Below are 20,536 nucleotides of genomic sequence, written 5' to 3'. Positions count from 1 at the left end.
TTCTGTGGTTGTTGACGGCGCCTGGTGGCGTAGTCGAGACCTGTCGGTCAGCGAGACCAGGAAGCTGACAGGCTGAAATGCTGACTAGCTGGCGAGCTTTCTGGTGCTAAAATTTCGCGGAGAGTAATCTGGTTCTTTGGCCTCCCTAGAGGGGGCCGTATACTTGCCGGTAGCGTTCTTTAGAGAAGGGGTGATGGCCCATCGCCGATAATCAGATCGTCGTGCGGGGAGCGCGCGAGCATAACCTGAAGGACGTTACCGTCTCCCTGCCCCGCGACGTGATGGTCGTCGTCACGGGCCTCTCCGGGAGCGGCAAGTCGTCGCTTGCCTTCGACACCATCTACGCCGAGGGGCAGCGCCGCTACGTCGAGAGCCTCTCGGCCTACGCCCGCCAGTTCCTCGGGCAGATGGACAAGCCGGACGTCGACCACATAGACGGGCTGTCGCCGGCCGTTTCCATCGACCAGAAGACTACCTCCAACAACCCGCGTTCGACGGTTGCTACGGTCACCGAGATCTACGACTACCTGCGCCTCCTCTACGCCCGCGCCGGACGCCCGCACTGCCACGTCTGCGGCTACCCGGTCGCCTCGTCGACCCCGCAGCAGATGGTCGAGAAGGTGCTGACGTTGCCGGAGAAGACGCGCTTTATGGTGCTCGCGCCCGTCGTGCGCGGGCGCAAGGGCGAGCATTCCAAGATGTTCAAGGACTTCGCCGAGCAGGGCTTCGCGAGGGTCCGCGTCGACGGGGAGACCCACGAGTTGCCGGTTGACCTCGGGCTCGACAAGAACTACAAGCACGACATCGAGGTGGTGGTCGACCGGCTCGTGATCCGGGACGGCATGGAGCGCCGCCTGACCGACTCGATCGAGACCGCGCTGAAACTGGCCGACGGACTGGTCCAGATAGAGACGGTCGAGAAGGACGGCGGCGGGGCCGGCGAGTCGATGCTCTTCTCGGAGTCGTTCACCTGCACGAACTGCGGGGCGTCCATAGCGGAGATACAGCCGCGGACGTTCTCGTTCAACAGCCCGCACGGGGCCTGCGACAGGTGCGACGGGCTCGGGAGCAGGCTTGAGATAGACCCGGCGCTCGTGGTGCCGAACGAGGATCTGAGCGTCAACGAGGGCGCGGTCGTGCCGTGGGCCAACTCGCAGACGGAGTACCACAGGAGCGTGCTCGGGGCGCTCTCCGAGAAGTACGACATAGATCTGGACGTGGCGTGGCGGGACCTCCCGGAGGAGCACAAGAACCTCATCCTTTACGGGACGGACGGGGAGCGCATCTACGTCTCCTACAGGAACCGCTACAACCGCAGGCGCCAGTACATGACCCAGTTCGACGGCGTCGTGAGCAACCTGCAGCGGCGATACGTCGAGACGGACTCCGAGTATCGGCGGGAGAAGATCGAGGAGTTCATGAGCCACGTCCCCTGCCCCAAGTGCAAGGGCGCGAGGCTCCGTCCGGAGGCGCTCGCCGTCACGGTGGGGGAGAAGAGCATCTCCGAGTTCACCGAGCTCTCCGTCTGGAAAGCGCAGGACTTCTTCCAGGAGGTCGATTTCACGACCAGGGAGTGGCTGATCGGGGAGCGGGTCGTCAAGGAGATCCGGGAGAGGCTCGGCTTCCTGGTCGACGTGGGCTTGGGCTACCTGACCCTCGCCCGCTCGGCTGGGACGCTTTCGGGTGGGGAGGCGCAGAGGATCAGGCTGGCCTCTCAGGTAGGCAGCGGGCTCGTCGGCGTGCTCTACGTGCTAGACGAGCCTTCGATCGGGCTGCACCAGCGGGACAACCGCAGGCTCCTGACCACGCTCGAGAAGCTCAGGGACCTTGGCAACACGCTCATAGTCGTCGAGCACGACGAGGACACGATCCGGGCCGCCGATTACGTCGTGGACGTCGGCCCGGGTGCCGGGGTCCACGGCGGCGAGATCATCGCCACCGGCTCCGTCGGGGACGTCGAAGCGGAGGAGCGCTCGATAACGGGCGACTTCCTCTCCGGCCGCCGGCGCATAGAGCCCCCCGAGGAGCGGCGCGAGCCGACCGGGACGATAGGCCTGATCGGCGCGACCGAGCACAACCTGAAAAGCGTCGACGTGGAGTTTCCGCTGTCGGTGTTGACGTGCATAACGGGGGTCTCGGGTTCCGGGAAGAGCACGCTCGTCAACGAGATCCTGTACAAGGCGCTCGCCAACGCCGTGAGCCGCGGCAAGCACCGCCCGGGGAGGCACGCCGGCCTCAAGGGGATCGAGAACGTCGACAAGGTCATAGACATAGACCAGAGCCCGATAGGAAGGACCCCGCGCTCCAACCCGGCCACCTACACCAAGGTCTTCGACCACATCCGCCAGCTCTTCGCCTCGACGGCGGAGGCCAAGATCCGGGGCTACAAGCCGGGGCGCTTCTCCTTCAACGTGAAGGGCGGGCGGTGCGAGGCGTGCAAGGGGGACGGCCAGATCCGGATAGAGATGCACTTCCTCCCGGACGTCTACGTCCCTTGCGAGGTCTGCAAGGGCCGCCGCTACAACACCGAGACCCTCCGCGCCACCTACAAGGGCAAGTCCATCTCGGACGTTCTGGACATGACCGTCGAAGAGGCCTGCGGCTTCTTCGCGCCGGTTCCGGCCATCGCCCGCCGCATGGAGACCTTGAGGGACGTGGGCCTCGGCTACGTCCGGCTCGGCCAGCCCGCGACGACGCTCTCGGGCGGTGAGGCGCAGAGGGTCAAGCTCGCCAGTGAGCTCGGGAAGAGGGCGACCGGAAAGACCGTCTACATCCTCGACGAGCCGACGACGGGCCTGCACTTCGCGGACGTGGAGAAGCTGCTGCACATACTGCACAGGCTCGTCGACGCCGGCAACACCGTCATCGTCATCGAGCACAACCTCGACGTGATCCGCTCCGCCGACCACGTGATAGACCTCGGCCCCGAGGGCGGCGACGGGGGCGGCGAGATAGTCGCCACGGGCACCCCCGAGGAGATAGCGCACGCCGAAGCCTCGCACACGGGCCGCTTCCTCCGCGACCTCATGCCGGAAGTGATGGCGGCGTCTTAGTATCAGCCTCCAGCTTTCAGCCCTCAGCTTCTTGGCGGGTGGCCGACCGTTTTGTGTGGCAACGCGGCCAGGCTACGGGCTGCGTTGCGGGAGAACGGCCCGCAGACCCGGCGAGAAAGGCCAATCAACAGGACCAAAAAGCTGATAGCCGAGGGCTGACAGCCGAAAGCTCTATCCCCCGTTGCTCGCCTCCACGAACTCTTCCAGAACCGAGCCCGTTACCATCCTTTCGAGGCCCCGGATGACGAGGTTGGTGTCCGTCACGTAGTCCTCGTAGGTCTCGTCGGTGCGGGAGCGACGGAAGAGGGCTTCGAGGATCCTGCCGAGGCGGTTGATGCCCCATTCCATGTGCTCCTCGCGGTAGAGGGCCACCTTTACGATGGCGTCCACGATGAGGGGATCCAGGTTGCCGCGCTCGATGGTCGTGAAGACGTAGTCGTACTGTTCGAGGATGTTGTCGAGCACGGGCCTGGCGTCCGGCATGTCCTCGCTCTCGAACATGAAGACGTATGACCCGGCTATGACCTGGAGCGCCTTGTCCTGGTAGTGGTACTCCCTCTGGGCATAGTCTTCTATGACCCCGAACAGCTCGGAGAATTTTCCGTTATTCGTGGAGGACATTCTCCCCCTTTCTTTGTCGCAGAATAGGGAGGATTCTAACCGCGGGTGGGTCCCCGCCGCTACGGGTGGCGGCGGCCGGGGAGCGAATACACACCGAAAATCGTCTTTGAAACCGCTTTGGCCGGCTGATAGATTCAAGGCCCGTGAGCACCAGGAACGCAAACCCAGGCATAGATACCCATCAGGTCATGGCCGCCGGGCTCGCCGCCACCGGGGCGGCTTTCGTGACGTCCCGCTTCGGCGTGGCGGGCACGCTTCTCGGCGCGGCCGTCACGGCCATGATCATCACCGGCGGCTCGGCCGTTCTCAAGGCGTACATCGAGAACGCCGCGGGCCGCGTGCGCGGCGGCGCGACGAGGCTCCGCGAGCGCCGGGAAGCGGGCGCGGCTGCCGCTCCGGCCGAACAAGCGGTCACGGCGGAGGCGGCCAACCCCCCGGGACGCCCCGACCTGCGCAACAACTTCGCGGGCCGCATGAGGGCCGCCGTGGAGTGGTTCCGCGGGCTGCCGACGCCTGCGAGGCGCCCGATCCTCATAAAAGCCCTCGCCGCCGCCGCCGTGGCGCTGGTCATCTGCCTGGTCGCCATCTGGGGCGTAGAGAAAGTCATTGGCAACAGCCTCTCGTGCGGGCTCTGGGCCGAGTGCCCCTACGGCGCCGCGCCCGGCATCCACGTGGCCGGGTTCGACGACTCCGGCGCGGGCTCCACGCTCTCCGGTGGGGACGTGGACCTTGGCGGCGGCGGCGGAGGAGGGGTCATCGACCGCGTGCAGGACATCCCGGCCGTGCCGGGCGGCGAAGACCCCGCGGGCGGCTCCAGCGCCTCGCCCGCCGCGGAGGAGGCCCCATCCAGCGCGTCTCCGGCCGCCGAGGAACCCGCCCCCGAAGAACCTCCCGCGAGCGCTTCGCCCGCGGCCGGGGGCAAGAACAACCCCGACGCCAGCGCCTCTCCCGCGGCCCAGTAAGGCCGGGGCCGCCGCGTCCGCCACGGGCGGCAGCGTACGCCGCCTCAACCCTTTAGAATGCGCGCAACGCGAAGACGCGGGTGACGGGTGAAAGCTGGAGGGAGGCCGCCGTGGGGATCATGCGCACCAAGTCCATCGAGCAATCTATCAGGGACACGGAAGAGCCCGAGTTCAGGCTTAGCAAGTCCCTGGGACCCCTCGACCTGACGGTCTTCGGCATAGGCGTCATCATCGGAACCGGGCTCTTCGTCCTGACCGGCGAGGCCGCGGCCGGGTACGCCGGACCGGCCATCGCGCTCTCCTACGTCGTCGCGGGGCTCGCCTGCGCGCTTGCGGCGCTCTGCTACGCGGAGTTCGCGAGCACCGTGCCGGTCGCGGGTAGCGCGTACACGTTCTCGTACGCGGCCCTGGGCGAGTTCGTGGCGTGGTTGATCGGCTGGGACCTCATACTGGAGTTCACCCTCGGGGCCGCCACCGTCGCCAAGGGCTGGTCCGGCTACTTCGTGAGCGTCTTCAAGGGTCTCGGGATAACCGTGCCGCCGGGGTTATACGCGGCGGAGCCGGACAGCGCCATCTCGCACGACTGGCTGGCGGTGCTCGTGATCCTGGGCATGACGGTTATTCTGGTAATCGGGATCAAGCTGAGCTCGCAGTTCAACCAGGTGATCACGGCGATCAAGGTCCTGGTTACGCTCTTTATCATTGGCTTCGGCGTGTGGTTCATAGACGCGGCGAACCTCACGCCCTTTATCCCGGCGCCGGCGCCGGGCGAAGAGGCTTACGGCACCGCGCTCGACGCCTACCTGCTGCCGAGCATCCTCGGAATAGACACCATCTACGGGATCACGGGCATCTTTACCGGGGCCGCGCTCGTGTTTTTCGCCTACATCGGTTTCGACATCGTGGCAACCACCTCGGAGGAGGCGCGCAACCCGCAGAGGGACATACCCATCGGGATCTTCGCGTCGCTCGGGATCTGCACGGTCCTGTATATCCTGGCCTCCGTGGTCTTTACCGGGCTCAGGCCCTACAAGGAGCTCGCAACCGCCGCCCCGGCGGCGACGGCTTTGGAGAACACGCCCTTCCCGGCCGCGCAGCTGGTCGTCTCCGCGGCGATACTCGTCGGGCTCACCGTTGTCGTCATGATCCTGATGCTCGGCCAGAGCCGGGTCGCGTTCGCCATGAGCCGGGACAATTTGTTGCCGCGGGGCCTGGCCCGGGTGCACCCGAGCTTCCGCACGCCGTACAGGATCACGATCATCACCGGCATCGTCGCCTCGGTCCTGGCGTTCTTCCTGCCGCTCACCACGCTCGGGGAACTGGTCAACATCGGGACGCTCTCGGCCTTCGTGCTCGTCTCGATAGGCGTGCTGGTCTTGAGGCGCACCCGGCCCGATCTTCCGCGGGCTTTCAGGACGCCCCTGGTCCCCGCGGTCCCGATAGCGGCGGCCTCGCTCTGCCTCTTCGTCATGGGGTTCTTGACCATCGGAACCTGGATACGGTTCCTCGCCTGGATGGCCCTCGGCGTCGTGATCTACTTCGCCTACAGTCGCGGCCACAGCCGGCTCGGCAGGGAGGGGTCCTCGGAGGACTGATTCGGCGCCCTGCCCTGTAGACTAGGGGCATGGGGTCGACCGGCGTTCTACAGGTCCTGCTCTTCGCCACCATAACCGCGGTGGCGACGGGGCTTGGGGCTATACCGTTCCTGTTCGTGAAGAGCATGACCCGACGGTGGCTCGGGGTCTCCAACTCTATCGCCTCCGGGTTGATGCTCGCCGCGAGCTTCGGGCTCGTGTACGAGGGCGTCAGGTACGGCGTCCTCCAGACGGTCGCGGGCGCCCTGCTCGGGCTCGCGGCGATAGTTCTGGCCCACCACCTGATCGAGGACCACGGCGGGGCCGTCGCCTTCTCGGAGATGGGCGCCTTCGACGCGCGCAAGGCGCTCCTCATCGTGGGCGTCATGACCGCCCACTCGTTCACCGAGGGCGTCGGCGTGGGCGTCTCCTTCGGCGGGGGCGAGGCGCTCGGGCTGTTCATCACCGTCGCCATCGCCGTCCACAACATCCCGGAGGGGCTCGCGATAAGCCTCGTCCTGGTGCCGCGCGGGGTCGGACCCATCAAGGCGGGTTTGTGGAGCATCTTTTCGAGCCTGCCGCAGCCGATCATGGCGGTGCCGGCCTTCCTCTTTGTGGCGACGTTCAAGCCGCTGTTGCCGTACGGGTTAGGTTTCGCGGCCGGGGCCATGATCTGGATGGTCTTCTCCGAGCTGATGCCCGACGCCCTTGAGGAGACCTCCCACAACCTCGTCGCCGTGGTAACCACTCTTTCCATCATCGCCATGGTCGCGTTCCAGGTCCTGATCCGGTAACGTCAGCTTCACGTTTTTCGGTCGCCGAAGGGATAGAATAGGCGGGCCTTGACGACCCCGACCGACACCCGCAAACCCGTTCTGCTCCTGGTCCTCGACGGCATCAGGCCGGACGTTCTGCGCTCCGCTATGGAGGCGGGCGAGACCCCGAACCTCGGCGCGCTCGCGGATAGGGGCGAGGCTGTCTGGGACGCGGTCTCGGTCTTCCCGAGCATCACGCCCGCCGCGACCGCGGCCATAGCGACGGGGGAAGCCCCGGCGAAAAGCGGCATAGTCGGGCACGCCTGGTACGACGAGCGCGAGCGTCGGGTCGTCATCTACGGCGCCATGACGGAGACGGTGATGGCGACCGGACCCATAAAGGTCTTCCACAACAACGTCTGGCGGATGAACCGCGACGACCTGCACGCGGCGACGCTCTTCGAGACCCTGCACGACAGGGGCTTCGACGGGGCGTGCGTCAATTTCCCCGTCAGGCGCGGGCCGCACACCCACCCGGTACGGCTGAAGACCGTAGGAGGTTACCTGAAAGGCAGCCGCTACCTGGGGCCTTCCGTGGAGGGGCCGAAACAGTACTTCATGGGCGATCTGTTCTACAGCCAGGAGACGGGCTTCAACGGGCGCAAGGCTAGCGGCGGCGTCTTCAGGTCGGCCGGCATCAACGACGAGTACGCGGCAAGGATCGGGGCCATGCTCGTAAGAGAACGGTCCGCGCCTTTCAACCTCGTGTACTTCTTCAAGGGCGACTCCATAGCCCACCACCACGGCCTGGAAGCGCAGCGGGAGTGGCTCCGGACGGCCGACGGGTACGCCGGCAGGATCTTCGCCGCCGCGGGCGGCGTGGACGGGCTGCTGGAGGACTACGCCGTGCTCGCCCTCTCGGACCACGGCCACGCCCCGCTCTTGCCCGGCCGCCGCCACGTCGATCTGCGCCGCATCCCCGATCTGAAGGTCTCCTCCGGCATCAAGGCCCGGTTCGGCCGGAACGACGACGCCGTGGTCGTGCCGAACGGACGCTCCGCGCTCCTCTACCTGGCAGACGGCATCGCGCGGGAGGGCGTGGCGGAGAGCCTCGTCGGCCGCCGCGGCGTGGACCTCGCCGCCTGGTCGGGCGGCGGCTGGGCGAACGCGCTCTCCAGCACGGGCGGGCTCCGGTTCCGCCCCGGGGACGGCCCGCGCGACCCCTTCGGCCGTTCGTGGGAGCTCGAAGGCGACCCGCGCGCGCTCGACCTCGACCTCGCGGGCGGGATGTTCGAGTACGGGGATTACCCGGACGCGCTGGAGCGGTTGTGGGGGTGCTTGCACACGCCCCGGTGCGGCGACGTCGTTCTCTCGGCGACGCCCGGGTACACCTTTGGGGAGGTCTCGGGGGGGTACCACAAGGCGAGCGACCACGGCTCGCTGCACGCGGAAGACTCGAACGTTTTCGTGCTGGCCGCGGGGTTTACCGTAGGAGAGGCCGCGCCTCGCAGGATCACGGACGTCGCCCCGATGCTGCTTTCTCACTTCGGGGCCGGCCGGCCCGCGGAGGAACGTGTCCTCTAGGCAGAACGGCCGACGGGTGGAGCAAGGGGAGCAGGGCGGCCTCCGGCCGCGCACCCGGCGGGCTTTCGGGTGCGTGACGTGGTTGTACATGGGGATGCTGACGTTTTTGGCGGCCAACTTCTTCATCGCGCTGCCGTTCCGGTACTTCGGGGCGGACGCCGTCTACAACTACGTCCCGCCCACGCTCGCGTACCTGGGTACCGTGGTGCTCGTGCCCGGGATGGTCTTCGCGGCGGTCCTCGGGGCGAGGACTTACCGCGCGCCGCGGCGCATCGCCGGAAGGGTCGGGGCGGGCGTGGGGGCGCTTATAGGGTGGTCAGGCCTGTTCTCCATCGTCTGGCTCTCCGCGGCCCTCGGCTTCGGGGAGCGGGACCAGGCCTTCAGGACCGAGACCTTCGCCGACATCGGCGGCGTCGCCTTCTACCTCTTCCCGCCCCTGACCATCGCCGCCACCGCCCTCGTCGTCTACGCCCTCTACTCGAGGAAGGCGGACGACGCCGGGCGGCGCCGTCTTGGCCTGGTAGGGGCCGGCCTCGCGGTGGTCGCGGGCCTCGGCCTTGTCCTCTCCGACCCGGACCCGGTCGGCATCGTCGCCGCCCTGATCTCCGCCGTCTCCGGGGCACTTGCCGGGTGGGTCGGCGGCGCGGGGGGATACGCCAGGGCCGGGGGAGACGACATGATCCCGCCGGGGGCCACGATCCGCCCCCGCGAACCCCGCCGCAAGCCCCGCTAGGCCGGGGCCCGGATACCGCGGCGCGGTATAATTCGGGCGATGTCTCGTAACGGTTACCCGGACAGATCCCACCTCCCAACCTCGCCCGGCGTCTACATCTTCAAGGACGCCGCCGACAGGGTCATCTACGTCGGCAAGGCGAAGAACATCCGCTCCCGCGTTGCGAACTACTTCACGAAGGGCGGGGACGGGCGGCCCAAGATAGCGGAGCTCCGGGAGCGGGTCTCGCAGATAGACTTCATAGCGACCCGCACCGAGACCGAGGCGCTCGTGCTCGAAGCGAACCTCATAAAGCGCCACAGGCCGCGCTTCAACGCCTCCCTCAAAGACGACAAGAGCTACCCCTACGTCGTCGTGACCACGGGCGACGAGTACCCGCGCGTCTTCGCCACGCGCTCCGCGCACGACCCGCGGCACCGCTATTTCGGGCCGTTCCCGAGCGCGGGGTCCGTCCACGCCACGCTGGACGTGCTGAACAAGACCTTCCCGTTTCGCAAGTGCCGGGGCCCCGAGCCGGGCCGCAGGAGCGGGGTGCCCTGTTTGAACTACCACATCGGCAGGTCGGCGGCGCCCTGCGTCGGGGCTGTGACCAAGGAGGAGTACGACGGGATCATCGCCGACGTCGTCTCCTTCCTCGAAGGGCGGGTGGACGGCCTGATCCGGACCCGCCAGGAGGCCATGAAGAACGCGGCCCGCGAGATGGACTTCGAACGGGCAGCTTCGCTGCGCGACGAGCTCGCCGCCCTGAACCACGTCCGCGACCGCCAGCAGGCGACCATAACCTCAGAGGACTCCTTCGACGCCGTCGGGGCCTACGCCGAGAACGGGTCTGCCTGCGTTCAGGTCTTCGCCGTGCGCGGCGGCCAGGTCGTCAACCGCGACTCGTTTTTGCTCGACAACTACGGCGAGGAGGGCGCCGAGAGCGTCGCGCTCAAGTTCGTCCCCCAGTACTACGACAACGCCGCCGTGCCCCGTGAGGTGCTGATCCAATCCGAAGAGCCGGAAGAGACCCTGGCGCCCTTGCGAGAGCACCTCTCGCAGGTGCGCGGCACGAGGGTGAACGTCCACCGGCCGCAACGGGGGGACAAGCGCCGCGTGCTCGAGAACGCCGTCCGCAACGCGGAGTTGGGCCTCGCCCACGAGAAGATGCTGGATGAGGCGAGGCGCAACCAGGTAGCCTCGACGCTCGACGCTCTGCGCGAGGAGCTCGCGCTCCCTGCGCTCCCCATGCGCATCGAGTGCTACGACATCTCCAACACCATGGGCACCAACTCCGTCGCCTCGATGGTCGTCTTCCAGGGAGGGCGTCCGGCCAAGGACCAGTACCGCCGGTTCAAGATCAAGACCGTCGAGGGCGCGGACGACTTCGCCAGCATGTCCGAGGTCATTAAGCGCCGCCTGGAGCGATTGAAAGAGGGGGACGAGAAATTCCAGCCGGCGCCCGACCTGATCCTGCTGGACGGCGGCAAGGGTCAGCTCTCGGCCGTCGTCCCGGTCTTCGCCGAGATGGGTGTCGCCGAAGACCTCCCGGACATCCCCCTCCGCTCCCTCGCCAAGAGGGACGAAGAGGTCTTCGAGCCCGGCCGTCCCGAGCCCGTCCTGCTCAAACGCAACTCCCCCGAACTACACCTGCTCCAGCGGGTCCGAGACGAGGCCCACCGCTTCGCCAACACCTACCACCGAAAGGTCCGGAGCCGGTCCATGACCCAGTCCGTCCTCGACGACCTTCCCGGCATAGGCCCAGCCCGCCGCAAGCAGATACTCGACCACTTCGGCACCCCCGACGCCTTCCTGAAAGCCTCCCTAAAGGACCTCGAAGCCGTTCCCGGCCTCCCGGGCCGCGTCGCCCGTGAAGTCCACGCGAAGGTGCATAGGTAGCGCGCTCCAGCCTCCGGCTTCCGCTTTCAGCCCGCTACGCCCTTGCGGGCCTCCCTCTCAGCCTGTCAGCTTCTTTCCGCCCGTAGCCCAACAGGGCTGCGTATAAAGCGGCGGTTCGAGTGCCGGAAGGCGCGTCGCACACAAACGACCGGCTGACAGGCTGACAAGCGGAGGCGAAGCCGGAGCGCGCTGACGAGGCGCGAAGCGCCGGGCTGACAAGCGGAGCCCGCAAGGGCGTAGCGGGCTGACTCGTTGTAAGCCTGCGCCGGTGGTGCTAGGCTGCGTCCCTTAGATGGTTTGCGCGTATCAGGACAGGCGGATCGGGGCGGCGTGACTGACGGGGCGCCGACGGTCGAGGGGACACGGGCCGCGGGCAGGCGCCGGATCGTCATCATTACCGGGCTCTCGGGGGCCGGAAAGTCTAATGCTTTGCAAGCTTTCGAGGACGCCGGGTACTTCTGCGTGGACAACCTCCCGCCGCGCATGGTGCCGGCGGTGATGGAGGCAACAGGCGAGGGCGTTGGCGGCCCCGACGGCGTGGTGGCGGTGATGGACATGAGGGGACGCCGGTATTTCGGCGAGGAGTTGGAGCGGAGCCTGGAGGCCGTCGAGCGGGAGAAAGGGTGGGACCACCGCATCCTGTTCATCGAGTCGGACGACCCTAGCCTCGTCAGGCGCTACAAGGAGAGTCGCAGGCCGCACCCGGCCGCCAAAAACGGGGACGTGCTGGAGGCGATCCGCCGGGAGCGGCGGGACCTCTCGACGCTGCGGGAGATGGCCGACCTCATAGTCGACACCTCGGGCTACTCGGCGCTCGACGCCCGCCTCAGGTTCAAGAAACTCGCCGAATCCTTCTCCAGCAGGCTGACGGTCTCCCTGATCTCCTTCGGCTTCAAGCACGGAACCCCGATGGACGTGGACACCCTCCTCGACGTCCGCTTTCTCCCAAACCCCCACTACGACCCGAACCTCCGACCCCTCACGGGCCACGACCCCCCCGTCCGCGACGCCGTCCTAGGCCTCGCGGACTGCCAGGAGTTCCTCCAGAAAGCGTCCGACCTCCTCTCCTTCCTCGTCCCCCGCTACGACGCCGAAGGCAAGACCTACTTCACGCTGGGCATCGGCTGCACGGGTGGCCGCCACCGCTCCGTGGCCATCGTAGAGGAGCTCGCCAAACGCCTCCGCGTCCGGGACATAGGCGTGGACCTCTTCGTCCGGCACAGGGACGTGGAGAGATAGCTTTTAGCGGTCAGCTATCAGCTTTCAGCCAAGAATTGTGTAAGCCCGATCGTGGGATTACTACGGCACCATGTCCTCTCCTGGAACCAGATACACTCGGTTGTCGAGAGCAAGAAGCGCCGTGAGCCAAAAAGCTGACCGCTGAAAGCTGATAGCTGACCGCGGCCGACCGAAGGGAGGCCTATGGGCATGATGGTCGATGGAACCTGGAAGACCGAGGCGGATATTCCGAGGGAGAACGGACGCTTCAGGCGGTCCACGACGAGTTTTCGGGGTTGGATCTCCCCCGACGGCAGCACGGACTTCCCCGCGGAGGCGGGCCGCTACCATCTGTACGTCGCGTGGGCCTGCCCGTGGGCGCACAGGACCGCGATCCTGCGCAGGCTGAAGGGCCTGGAGGACGCCATCGGCCTCTCAGCGGTCGGCTCGTTCATGGGCGACGACGGCTGGGCTTTCTACGACGAACCTGGAGTCATACCGGATGCGGTCAACGGCGCGCATTTTTTGCGCGAGGTCTACGCGAAGGCCGACCCGGGGTACACGGGGCGGGTAACGACGCCCGTGCTCTGGGACAAAGAACAGGGGACGATAGTCAACAACGAGTCCCGTGAGATCATCCGCATGATGGACACGGAGTTCGGCGGCATCGCCCCGGGCCCGGACTTTTACCCGGAGGACCTGCGGGGTGAGATCGACGCGACCATAGACGCCATTTACGAGCCGATCAACAACGGCGTCTACCGCTCCGGGTTCGCCACCACCCAGGAGGCCTACGAGGAGGCCGTTACGGAGCTCTTCGACGCCCTGGACCACTGGGAGGACGTCCTCTCCACGCGCCGCTACCTGTGCGGCGACCGCGTCACGGAGGCGGACTGGTGCCTCTTCCCGACGCTCGTGCGCTTCGACGCCGTCTACCACGGCCATTTCAAGTGCAACCTCAGGCGCGTCGTCGACTACCCGAACCTCTGGGGATACCTGAGGGATCTCTACCAGTATCCCGGCGTCGCCGAGACGATCAACATGGATCACATAAAGAGGCACTACTACCGTAGCCACGAGTCCGTCAACCCGACGCGCATAGTGCCCAGGGGGCCGGTCCTCGACTTCTCGGGGCCGCACGGCCGGGAAAGGTCCTCCGGCTAAGGGCCACGGGGCAGCGGGTATACTGGCCGGTGATGGACAGGGTCGAGGATCTCAGGGTCGTGGCGTTCGGCGGGGGGACCGGGTTGCCGGTCCTCCTGCGCGGTCTTCGCGACCGTGTGAAGGACCTGACGGCGGTCGTGACGGTCGCCGACGATGGCGGGTCCAGCGGGAGGCTTCGCCAGGAGCTCGGGGTGGCGCCGCCGGGGGACGTCAGGAACTGCCTGGTGGCGCTGGCCGGCCGCAAGAGGCTCGCCGAGGTCTTCAACTACCGCTTCGAGGCGCCGGGTGATCTAAACGACCACAGCGTCGGGAATATCATCATCGCCGCGCTCTCGGACATGGCCGGCGGCTTCTGCGAGGGCGTGGAGCAGGCGGCCCGGTTTTTGAGGATCAAAGGCCGCGTCTTTCCGGCGGCGGAGGAGAGCCTGACGCTCGTCGTCCGGCACGCGGACGGCACGGTAACCCGTGGTGAGTCGGTGGTGCATGGGGTGGGCAAGACAGTCGCGCGCGTCTCCGTCGAGCCCGAAGGGGTTCCCGCGCCGCCCGGCGTGATCGAGTCGATCGAGGGGGCGGACGTGATCGTGCTCGGCCCCGGCAGCCTGTTTACGAGCACGATCCCGGCGCTCCTGGGCTGCGGCGTCCGCGAGGCGCTCGCGCGCTTCGGCGGGCCCGTCGTCTACGTCTCGAACGTCATGACCCAGCCCGGCGAGACCGACGGGTTCGCGGTCTCCGACCACGTAAGGGCGATCTCGGACCACCTCGGGCCCGTCGTGACCGACGTGCTGGTCCACGCCGGGCCGTTGTCCCCCGGCGTCCTCGCCCGTTACGAGGCCGAGGCGGCGGCCCGGGTAGAGGTGGACGGCGAGGTCCTGCGCGGGATGGGCCTCGGGGTGCGGGAGACGGACGTGCTCTCCAGCGACGATGAGGCCGGGCTTCGCCACGACCCGGGCCGGCTCGCGAGGGAGGTGTGCAAGGCTGCCCTCGTTCGCCTCTGAGGTGCGCCGCCAATTGGCCGCCGGCGCCGCGGTCGGCCAGCGCGCCGGGACCCGTGCAGAGCTCGCCGGCCTCGTCGACGCCGCCGGCGACTGGGACGAAAACGGTGTGACGCTTCGCACGTCGAGCGCGGCGGTCGCCAGGTCCGCCGTGCGGCTGTGGCGCTCTGAGTTCGGCCTCGACTCCGGGCTCTCGCCCACGCGGCCGGACCGCTTCGGCCGGACCAGGTACGCCGTCCGCACGGAGGGAAACGGGGCCATACAGGCGGCGGACGAGCTCAGGTTCGCCCGGGGTTCGCGCTCCGTGGCCGACCGGGCCGCGTACCTGCGGGGCGCGTTCCAGGGGGCGGGCTCGGTCACCCGGCCCGGCGGACGCGGCGGCTATCATCTCGAAATTGTCCACAGGGACGAGGAGTTCGCGAAGCGGGTGGCCGCGTTCTCCCGCGTGCCGCTCAAGCTCGCGCGGCGGCGGGGCAGGTGGGTCGCGTACACCAAGAGCGCCGACGGCGTCACCTCCCTGCTCGCCCAGATGGGCCTCAACGAGGCCGTTTTGGAGTACGAGGCCAGGGCCGTCCTCGGCGAGGTCAAGGCCAACGCCAACCGGGTAACCAACTTCGACTCGGCCAACGCGGGTCGAACCGCCACGGCCGCCGCCCGCCAGCAGAGGGCCCTCGAAAGCCTGGACCCGGCGCGGCTCCCCCAGGCTCTGCGCGACATGCTCGAACTACGTCTCGAACACCCCGACGCCTCGCTAGCCGAACTGGCCCAGATGGGCGGTCTCTCCAAGAGCGCCGTCAACCACCGGCTGCGGCGGCTTGTCAGCCTGTCAGCACGCTCCGGCTAACGCCTCCGCTTGTCAGCACGCCCTCTTCGAGGGCTTTCAGCTTGTCAGCCGGTCGTTTGTGTGCGGGCACGCCCTACGACGCTCTAACCGCCGCTTTATGCGCCGCCCTGTTGGGCTACGGGCGGAAAGAAGCTGACAGGCGCGAAGCGCCGGGCTGAAAGCTGGCGCAGCCAGCGTGCTTTTAATAGGTGCTTCTTTCGGTAACAATAGAAGAAACCCGGAAACGACGAGAGGAGAAGGTTTTGGCAGTTCGAGTTGGGATCAACGGCTTCGGCCGGATCGGGATGCTCACGGCCAAGGCGGCCATAGAGCGCAGCGACGACGACATCGAGATCGTCGCGATCAACGACCTCATGCCGATGGAGTCGCTCGCGTTGCTCTTCAAGCGCGACACCGTACACGGCATCTGGCCCGATGACGTCAGCCTGGATGGGAACATCCTGCGGGTGGGGGACCGGGAGATCAAGACCTTCGCCGAGCGCGACCCGGCCCAGATCCCCTGGGGCGACGTCGGCGCTGACATCGTGGTCGAGTCCACGGGCGTCTTTACCAGCCGCGACGGCGCGGCCAAGCACCTCGACGGCGGCGCGAAGAAGGTCGTAATCTCCGCCCCGGCCAAGGGTGTGGACGCAACCTTCGTCTACAAGGTCAACCACGAGGACTACGACCCCGAGAACCACCAGGTAGTCTCCAACGCCTCCTGCACCACCAACTGCATCATCCCGCTCGTGAAGGTGCTGCAGGACAACTTCGGCATCGAGTCGGGCTACATGACCACCGTCCACGCCTTCACCAACGACCAGAGCCTGCTCGACGCTGCCCACAAGGACCCGAGGCGGGCCCGCTCGGCGCCCATGAACATCGTGCCGACCTCGACCGGTGCCGCGCGGACGGCCGGTGAGATCTACCCCGACCTCAAAGGCAAGGTCGACGGCATGGCGATGCGCGTCCCCGTCCCCGACGGCTCCATAACGGACTTCGTGGCCCAGATCTCAAACGAGGCGAGCGCGGACGACGTGAACGCCGCCTTCAAGAAGTCCGCCGAAGGCGAGCTCTCCGGCGTCCTCCACTACTCCGAGGCCCCGCTTGTCTCCAGCGACATCGTCGGCAACCCGGCCTCCTGCGTCTTCGACTCCCCCCTCACCATGTCCAACGGCCGCACCGTCAAGGTCCTCGGCTGGTATGACAACGAGTGGGGCTACTCGAACCGCACGGTGGACCTGGTGCAGTTCATGGGGGAGAAGCTCTAGAGCACGCTGGCTTCGCCAGCTTGTCAGCCGGTCAGCACGCCGCCTAGACGGCGGCTTTCGGCTAGTCAGGTAGGTGTCAGGCGAAGGGACTGATGAGATGCGGGGGCGAATTGCGTCGCCCCCACATCAGTCCAGGAGGTTTATGGGGAAGCGACGATCCAATCAACGGTGGCTGATTGGGTATTTGGTCCGTATAGGAGTGGGGATCATGCTGGTGCTTATCCTCTGGCAAGTCCTGCCCGGCGTGCTCGAAAACGCGTTCGAATCTACCTTGAAGCCTTAGATTATCAACGGTTGTCATTTGAAAGCTCCTACTAGGAGAGTGGCGTGAACAAGAAGAGCGTGAGGGATCTGGACGTTGGAGACAAACGCGTGCTCGTACGGGTAGATTTCAACGTGCCTGTAAAGGACGGTGAGGTCACCGACGACACGCGCATCCGGCGGGCGCTGCCCACCATTCAACACCTGCTCTCGGAGGGGGCCCGCCCGGCCCTGATCTCGCACCTCGGGCGCCCGAAGGGCGAACCCGATCCGAAGTACTCGATGGACCCCGTCGCCAGGAGGCTCGAAGAGCTGCTCGGCGAGCCCGTGAAGAAGCTGGACACTGCGGTCGGCCCGGAGGTCGGGGAGGCGCTGGAAGGGACGGGCGGGGGCGTGGTGCTTCTGGAAAACTCCCGCTTCTATGCCGGAGAGACGAAGAACGACGCCGGCTTCTCGGAGGAGCTCGCCGGACCTTTCGACCTGTACGTCAACGACGCTTTCGGGGCGGCGCACAGGGCGCACGCCACTACGGTCGGGGTGGCCGAGAGGCTGCCGGCGGCGGCCGGGTTGTTGATGGAGGCGGAGATCGACTACTTGGACGGCGTTCTGCAGGACCCGGAGCGGCCCTTCGTCGCCATACTGGGCGGGGTCAAGGTCTCGGACAAGCTCGGCGTCATAGAGAGCCTGCTCGGCGTCGCCGATTCCCTGCTGATCGGCGGGGCGATGTGCTTCACGTTCTTCAAGGCGCAAGGGTACGAGATCGGGAACTCGCTCGTCGAGGAAGATTACATGCAGGAGGCGAAGCGCCTCACGGACGAGGCGGGGGAGAGGCTGGTTCTTCCCACGGACGTCGTGGTGGCCGACGCCATGGAGGAGGACGCCGGGACGCAGACCGTACCGGTAAGCGGCATCCCGTCCGGCAAGATGGGACTGGACATCGGGCCCGAGAGCGTGGAGGTCTTCCGGGACAAGATTTCCGGTGCGAAGACTATCTTCTGGAACGGTCCGATGGGCGTCTTCGAGATCGACGCGTTCGCCAAGGGGACCGAGGGCGTCGCGAAAGCGGTGGCGGAGGCGAGCGGGGGGGGCGCCACCAGCGTGATCGGGGGCGGCGACTCCGTGGCCGCCGTCAACAAGCTCGGCCTCGACGACCAGATGGGCCACATCTCGACCGGCGGCGGGGCCTCCCTGGAGTACGTCGAGGGCAAGGAGCTACCCGGCGTCGCCGTCCTGCCGGACAGATAGGATACGGACAACACCCTAGAGAGGGGAGCTTAACCAATGGCGCGACGCCCGATGATGGCCGCGAACTGGAAGATGAACAAGACCGTAACAGAGGCCCAGAACTACACGGCGGCCCTGCTGCCGCGCGCCGCGGACGCGGAGGGGGTGGACGTGGCGGTCTTCGTTCCATTCACCTGCCTGCACGAGGTCGGCAGGATGGCCGAGGACTCGCCCGTCATCGCCGGGGCACAGAACTTCTACTACGAGGACTCGGGCGCGTACACCGGCGAGGTCTCGGTTCCGATGCTAAAGGACGTGCTGGCGCGGGCGGTGCTGGTGGGGCACTCCGAGCGGCGTGAGATCTTCGGCGAGACGGACACGCTCGTCGCCCGCAAGACGAAGCGCGCCGTGGAGGCGGATCTCCTCCCGGTAGTCTGCGTCGGCGAGACGAAGGAAGAGCGGGACTCAGGCGGCATGTGGGAAAAGGTTTCGGGCCAGGTCAGCCGGGTTCTCGAGGAGTTGGACGAAGTCGGCGGCGACGGCATCGTCTTCGCCTACGAGCCCATCTGGGCCATCGGCACCGGCGACACCGCCACGCCCGACGACGCCCAGGACGCCATCGGCAGGATCAGGGAACTTCTGAGGGAAGAGAGGGGCGAAGACTTCGCGGACGGCGTGCGCATCCTCTACGGCGGGTCCGTCAAGCCGGCGAACGTGGCGGAGATCATGGGCCAGAACGACGTGGACGGCGCCCTCGTCGGCGGGGCGAGCCTGGAAGTGGACTCGTTCGTGGAGCTCATCGAGGCGGCCCGGCCAGGCGATTCTGAGGACGGGTAGGGTCGTGACTGGGCCTGTGGTAAAGTAGCGGCGCTATGATTTTTTATCTCGTCGCTTTCTTCCACATAGTCTTCTGCGTCGCCCTGGTCGGCATGATCCTGCTTCACTCGGGCAAGGGCGGCGGCCTCTCCTCGACGTTCGGGGGCGGCATGGGTGGCACCTTCTCCGGGACCACCATCATGGAGAAGAACCTGACGCGGCTCACCCTGATCGTGGTCGGCCTCTTCACGCTTACGGGCATAGTTTTGTTCTTTTTGGGTTAGCGTTTACGCCGGACCGTTCGCCGTGGCGTAAACTCCGGGAAGACGGAACCGTTCCCGGGAGGCATTCGTGAGAAGAACCGCGTTTTCGCTGGCGTTTATGCTAGGAGCCATGTTGCTCATCGCCGGCACGGCTTTCGCCGTGACCCGGACGTGCAACGGCGGCGAGTGCAGGGGCACCGACGGGATGGACACCCTGTACGGGTCCAACATGGGCGAGACCATCTACGGCCTCTCGGGCAACGACAAGATCTACGGCGCCGGCGGCGCGGACGTGCTCAAGGGCGGGTACGGGATGGACTTCGTCAAGGACGGGGGAGGCAACAACACCATCAAAGGCGGTCTCGGCCGCGACGTGATCCGTGGCGGCCCCGGAGACGAGACCATCCGCGCCGGCGCGGTGGGGCAGGATAACGACCTGGCGTCCGACGACGTCGATTGCGGCGGCGGCACCGACACCGTGTACTACACGCCCGGGCAAGACACGATTCGCAACTGCGAGGTCTTGCAACCGGTCCGGTAGGTACCGGACATCGACCACAGGAAGGAAAACATGATCAAGAGGTACGCTCTGGTGCTCGTGGCGGTGGCGGCTTTGACGCTCTCTTTGGGCGGGCTGGCCTTCGCGGTGGACAAGAGGTGCGACGGGGGGCCTTGTTCCGGGACCAACGGCGAGGATTTCTTGATCGGCACTAATGGGGTGGACAGGATCTACGGCCGCGGCGGGCCTGACACCATCTACCCCGGATACGGCAGGGACTGGGCCAGCGGCGGCGACGGCCAGGACTTCATGCGCGGCGGTCCCGGCGACGACGAGGTCTTCGGCAACGCCGGCAACGACAAGCTGCGGGGCAAGAGCGGCAACGACCGCCTCCACGGCGGGTCCGGCAACGACGACATGCACGGCAGCCTCGACGGCGAGCGCGACTATTTCTACTGCGGTTCCGGCCGGGACTACGTGCTCATCGGCCCCAACGACGTCGTCGCGCCCGACTGCGAGATCGTAGACAGGGGCTAGGCGAAGCAGGACAGCGTCCGCGGCAGCGGGAAAGCCGACCCGGGCCAGAGTTTGGGAACAAAAGAGGACTCGCCCGGGGAGGATGGGGAGAACAGGCGAGTCCTGACAAAATTATACACCCGCGCGTGGGTGCTGGGGTGTAGCCGGTTACAGTTACGGGCCGTATTATCCCGTTACGGCACCATAGAAGTGTCGGAGGGGGGACTCGAACCCCCACCCCCTTATCGGGGACTAGGCCCTCAACCTAGCGCGTCTACCAATTCCGCCACTCCGACAAAGCAGCCGGCAGAGTATACGAGAAGCGCGTG

At 66.8% G+C, this 20,536-nt stretch carries 18 protein-coding genes and 1 tRNA gene; 17 read left to right on the top strand and 2 right to left on the bottom strand.

Translation table 11 applies throughout. From position 1 onward, the window contains the following. Positions 1-200: 200 nt before the first annotated feature. Positions 201-3,053 (top strand): excinuclease ABC subunit UvrA, encoded by a 2,853-nt coding sequence (gene uvrA / locus GBA63_RS13065; protein WP_166180163.1) that lies wholly within the window; start codon positions 201-203, stop codon positions 3,051-3,053. 171 nt (positions 3,054-3,224) lie between these two features. Here uvrA and GBA63_RS13060 read toward each other — a convergent pair whose 3' ends face one another. Next, positions 3,225-3,674 (bottom strand): hypothetical protein, encoded by a 450-nt coding sequence (locus GBA63_RS13060; protein ID WP_166176711.1) that lies wholly within the window; start codon positions 3,672-3,674, stop codon positions 3,225-3,227. Positions 3,675-3,817: 143 nt separating this feature from the next. Here GBA63_RS13060 and GBA63_RS13055 point away from each other — a divergent pair, with 143 nt between their 5' ends. The 16 genes from GBA63_RS13055 to GBA63_RS12980 all read left to right on the top strand — a co-directional run bounded on the left by GBA63_RS13055 (position 3,818) and on the right by GBA63_RS12980 (position 20,228). After that, entirely contained in the window at positions 3,818-4,636 is an 819-nt protein-coding gene (locus GBA63_RS13055) for a hypothetical protein (protein ID WP_166176709.1), read from the top strand. Between the two features lie 80 nt (positions 4,637-4,716). Beyond that, on the top strand, positions 4,717-6,231 hold the full coding sequence (locus GBA63_RS13050) for an amino acid permease (protein ID WP_228282120.1): 1,515 nt from the start codon (positions 4,717-4,719) through the stop codon (positions 6,229-6,231). 29 nt (positions 6,232-6,260) lie between these two features. Continuing rightward, positions 6,261-7,004, top strand: a complete 744-nt coding sequence (locus tag GBA63_RS13045) for a ZIP family metal transporter (RefSeq protein ID WP_166176707.1) — start codon at positions 6,261-6,263, stop codon at positions 7,002-7,004. 48 nt (positions 7,005-7,052) lie between these two features. Continuing rightward, positions 7,053-8,549, top strand: a complete 1,497-nt coding sequence (locus GBA63_RS13040; RefSeq protein WP_166176705.1) for an alkaline phosphatase family protein — start codon at positions 7,053-7,055, stop codon at positions 8,547-8,549. After that, positions 8,539-9,282: a hypothetical protein gene (locus tag GBA63_RS13035; RefSeq protein WP_166176703.1), complete on the top strand. Its 744-nt coding sequence runs from the start codon at positions 8,539-8,541 to the stop codon at positions 9,280-9,282. Before GBA63_RS13040 ends, GBA63_RS13035 begins: the two co-directional genes overlap by 11 nt. A gap of 39 nt (positions 9,283-9,321) precedes the next feature. Next, entirely contained in the window at positions 9,322-11,160 is a 1,839-nt protein-coding gene (gene uvrC / locus GBA63_RS13030; protein WP_166176701.1) for an excinuclease ABC subunit UvrC, read from the top strand. A 330-nt stretch (positions 11,161-11,490) separates the two neighbouring features. Next, positions 11,491-12,399, top strand: coding sequence for an RNase adapter RapZ (gene rapZ / locus GBA63_RS13025; RefSeq protein WP_166176699.1), 909 nt, complete (start codon positions 11,491-11,493; stop codon positions 12,397-12,399). A 183-nt stretch (positions 12,400-12,582) separates the two neighbouring features. Further along, positions 12,583-13,542, top strand: a complete 960-nt coding sequence (locus GBA63_RS13020; RefSeq protein ID WP_166176697.1) for a glutathione S-transferase family protein — start codon at positions 12,583-12,585, stop codon at positions 13,540-13,542. Positions 13,543-13,574: 32 nt separating this feature from the next. Then, positions 13,575-14,537 (top strand): gluconeogenesis factor YvcK family protein, encoded by a 963-nt coding sequence (locus tag GBA63_RS13015; RefSeq protein ID WP_228282560.1) that lies wholly within the window; start codon positions 13,575-13,577, stop codon positions 14,535-14,537. Positions 14,538-14,550: 13 nt separating this feature from the next. After that, a complete protein-coding gene (whiA, locus tag GBA63_RS13010; protein WP_166176693.1) occupies positions 14,551-15,378 on the top strand; it encodes a DNA-binding protein WhiA in 828 nt (275 codons plus the stop codon). Between the two features lie 242 nt (positions 15,379-15,620). After that, a complete protein-coding gene (gene gap, locus GBA63_RS13005; RefSeq protein ID WP_166176691.1) occupies positions 15,621-16,628 on the top strand; it encodes a type I glyceraldehyde-3-phosphate dehydrogenase in 1,008 nt (335 codons plus the stop codon). A 327-nt stretch (positions 16,629-16,955) separates the two neighbouring features. Next, complete coding sequence (locus tag GBA63_RS13000; protein ID WP_166176689.1) at positions 16,956-18,134, top strand: phosphoglycerate kinase; 1,179 nt, start codon at positions 16,956-16,958, stop codon at positions 18,132-18,134. 36 nt (positions 18,135-18,170) lie between these two features. Further along, entirely contained in the window at positions 18,171-18,950 is a 780-nt protein-coding gene (tpiA, locus tag GBA63_RS12995; RefSeq protein ID WP_166176687.1) for a triose-phosphate isomerase, read from the top strand. 35 nt (positions 18,951-18,985) lie between these two features. After that, positions 18,986-19,213 (top strand): preprotein translocase subunit SecG, encoded by a 228-nt coding sequence (secG, locus tag GBA63_RS12990; protein ID WP_166176685.1) that lies wholly within the window; start codon positions 18,986-18,988, stop codon positions 19,211-19,213. Positions 19,214-19,280: 67 nt separating this feature from the next. After that, the gene (locus GBA63_RS12985) at positions 19,281-19,733 is read left to right on the top strand and encodes a calcium-binding protein (protein WP_166176683.1); all 453 of its coding nucleotides are present in this window, start codon (positions 19,281-19,283) and stop codon (positions 19,731-19,733) included. Between the two features lie 30 nt (positions 19,734-19,763). After that, positions 19,764-20,228, top strand: coding sequence for a calcium-binding protein (locus GBA63_RS12980; protein WP_166176681.1), 465 nt, complete (start codon positions 19,764-19,766; stop codon positions 20,226-20,228). 190 nt (positions 20,229-20,418) lie between these two features. Here the strand turns inward: GBA63_RS12980 and GBA63_RS12975 are convergent. Continuing rightward, a tRNA-Leu gene (locus GBA63_RS12975) sits at positions 20,419-20,503 on the bottom strand. Positions 20,504-20,536 lie beyond the last annotated feature (33 nt).

The organism is Rubrobacter tropicus (genome assembly GCF_011492945.1).
In the GTDB taxonomy this organism is placed as follows: Bacteria; Actinomycetota; Rubrobacteria; order Rubrobacterales; family Rubrobacteraceae; genus Rubrobacter_D; species Rubrobacter_D tropicus.
This window is presented reverse-complemented; position numbering and strand designations above follow the sequence as displayed.

Excerpts from the sequence above, each read along its gene's own strand:
- GBA63_RS13020 (WP_166176697.1), top strand. The coding sequence starts at position 12,583 with ATGGGCATGATGGTCGATGGAACCTGGAAGACCGAGGCGGATATTCCG.
- uvrC (WP_166176701.1), top strand. The coding sequence starts at position 9,322 with ATGTCTCGTAACGGTTACCCGGACAGATCCCACCTCCCAACCTCGCCC.
- secG (WP_166176685.1), top strand. The coding sequence starts at position 18,986 with ATGATTTTTTATCTCGTCGCTTTCTTCCACATAGTCTTCTGCGTCGCC.
- GBA63_RS13015 (WP_228282560.1), top strand. The coding sequence starts at position 13,575 with ATGGACAGGGTCGAGGATCTCAGGGTCGTGGCGTTCGGCGGGGGGACC.
- tpiA (WP_166176687.1), top strand. The coding sequence starts at position 18,171 with ATGGCGCGACGCCCGATGATGGCCGCGAACTGGAAGATGAACAAGACC.
- GBA63_RS12980 (WP_166176681.1), top strand. The coding sequence starts at position 19,764 with ATGATCAAGAGGTACGCTCTGGTGCTCGTGGCGGTGGCGGCTTTGACG.
- GBA63_RS13060 (WP_166176711.1), bottom strand. The coding sequence starts at position 3,674 with ATGTCCTCCACGAATAACGGAAAATTCTCCGAGCTGTTCGGGGTCATA.
- GBA63_RS13045 (WP_166176707.1), top strand. The coding sequence starts at position 6,261 with ATGGGGTCGACCGGCGTTCTACAGGTCCTGCTCTTCGCCACCATAACC.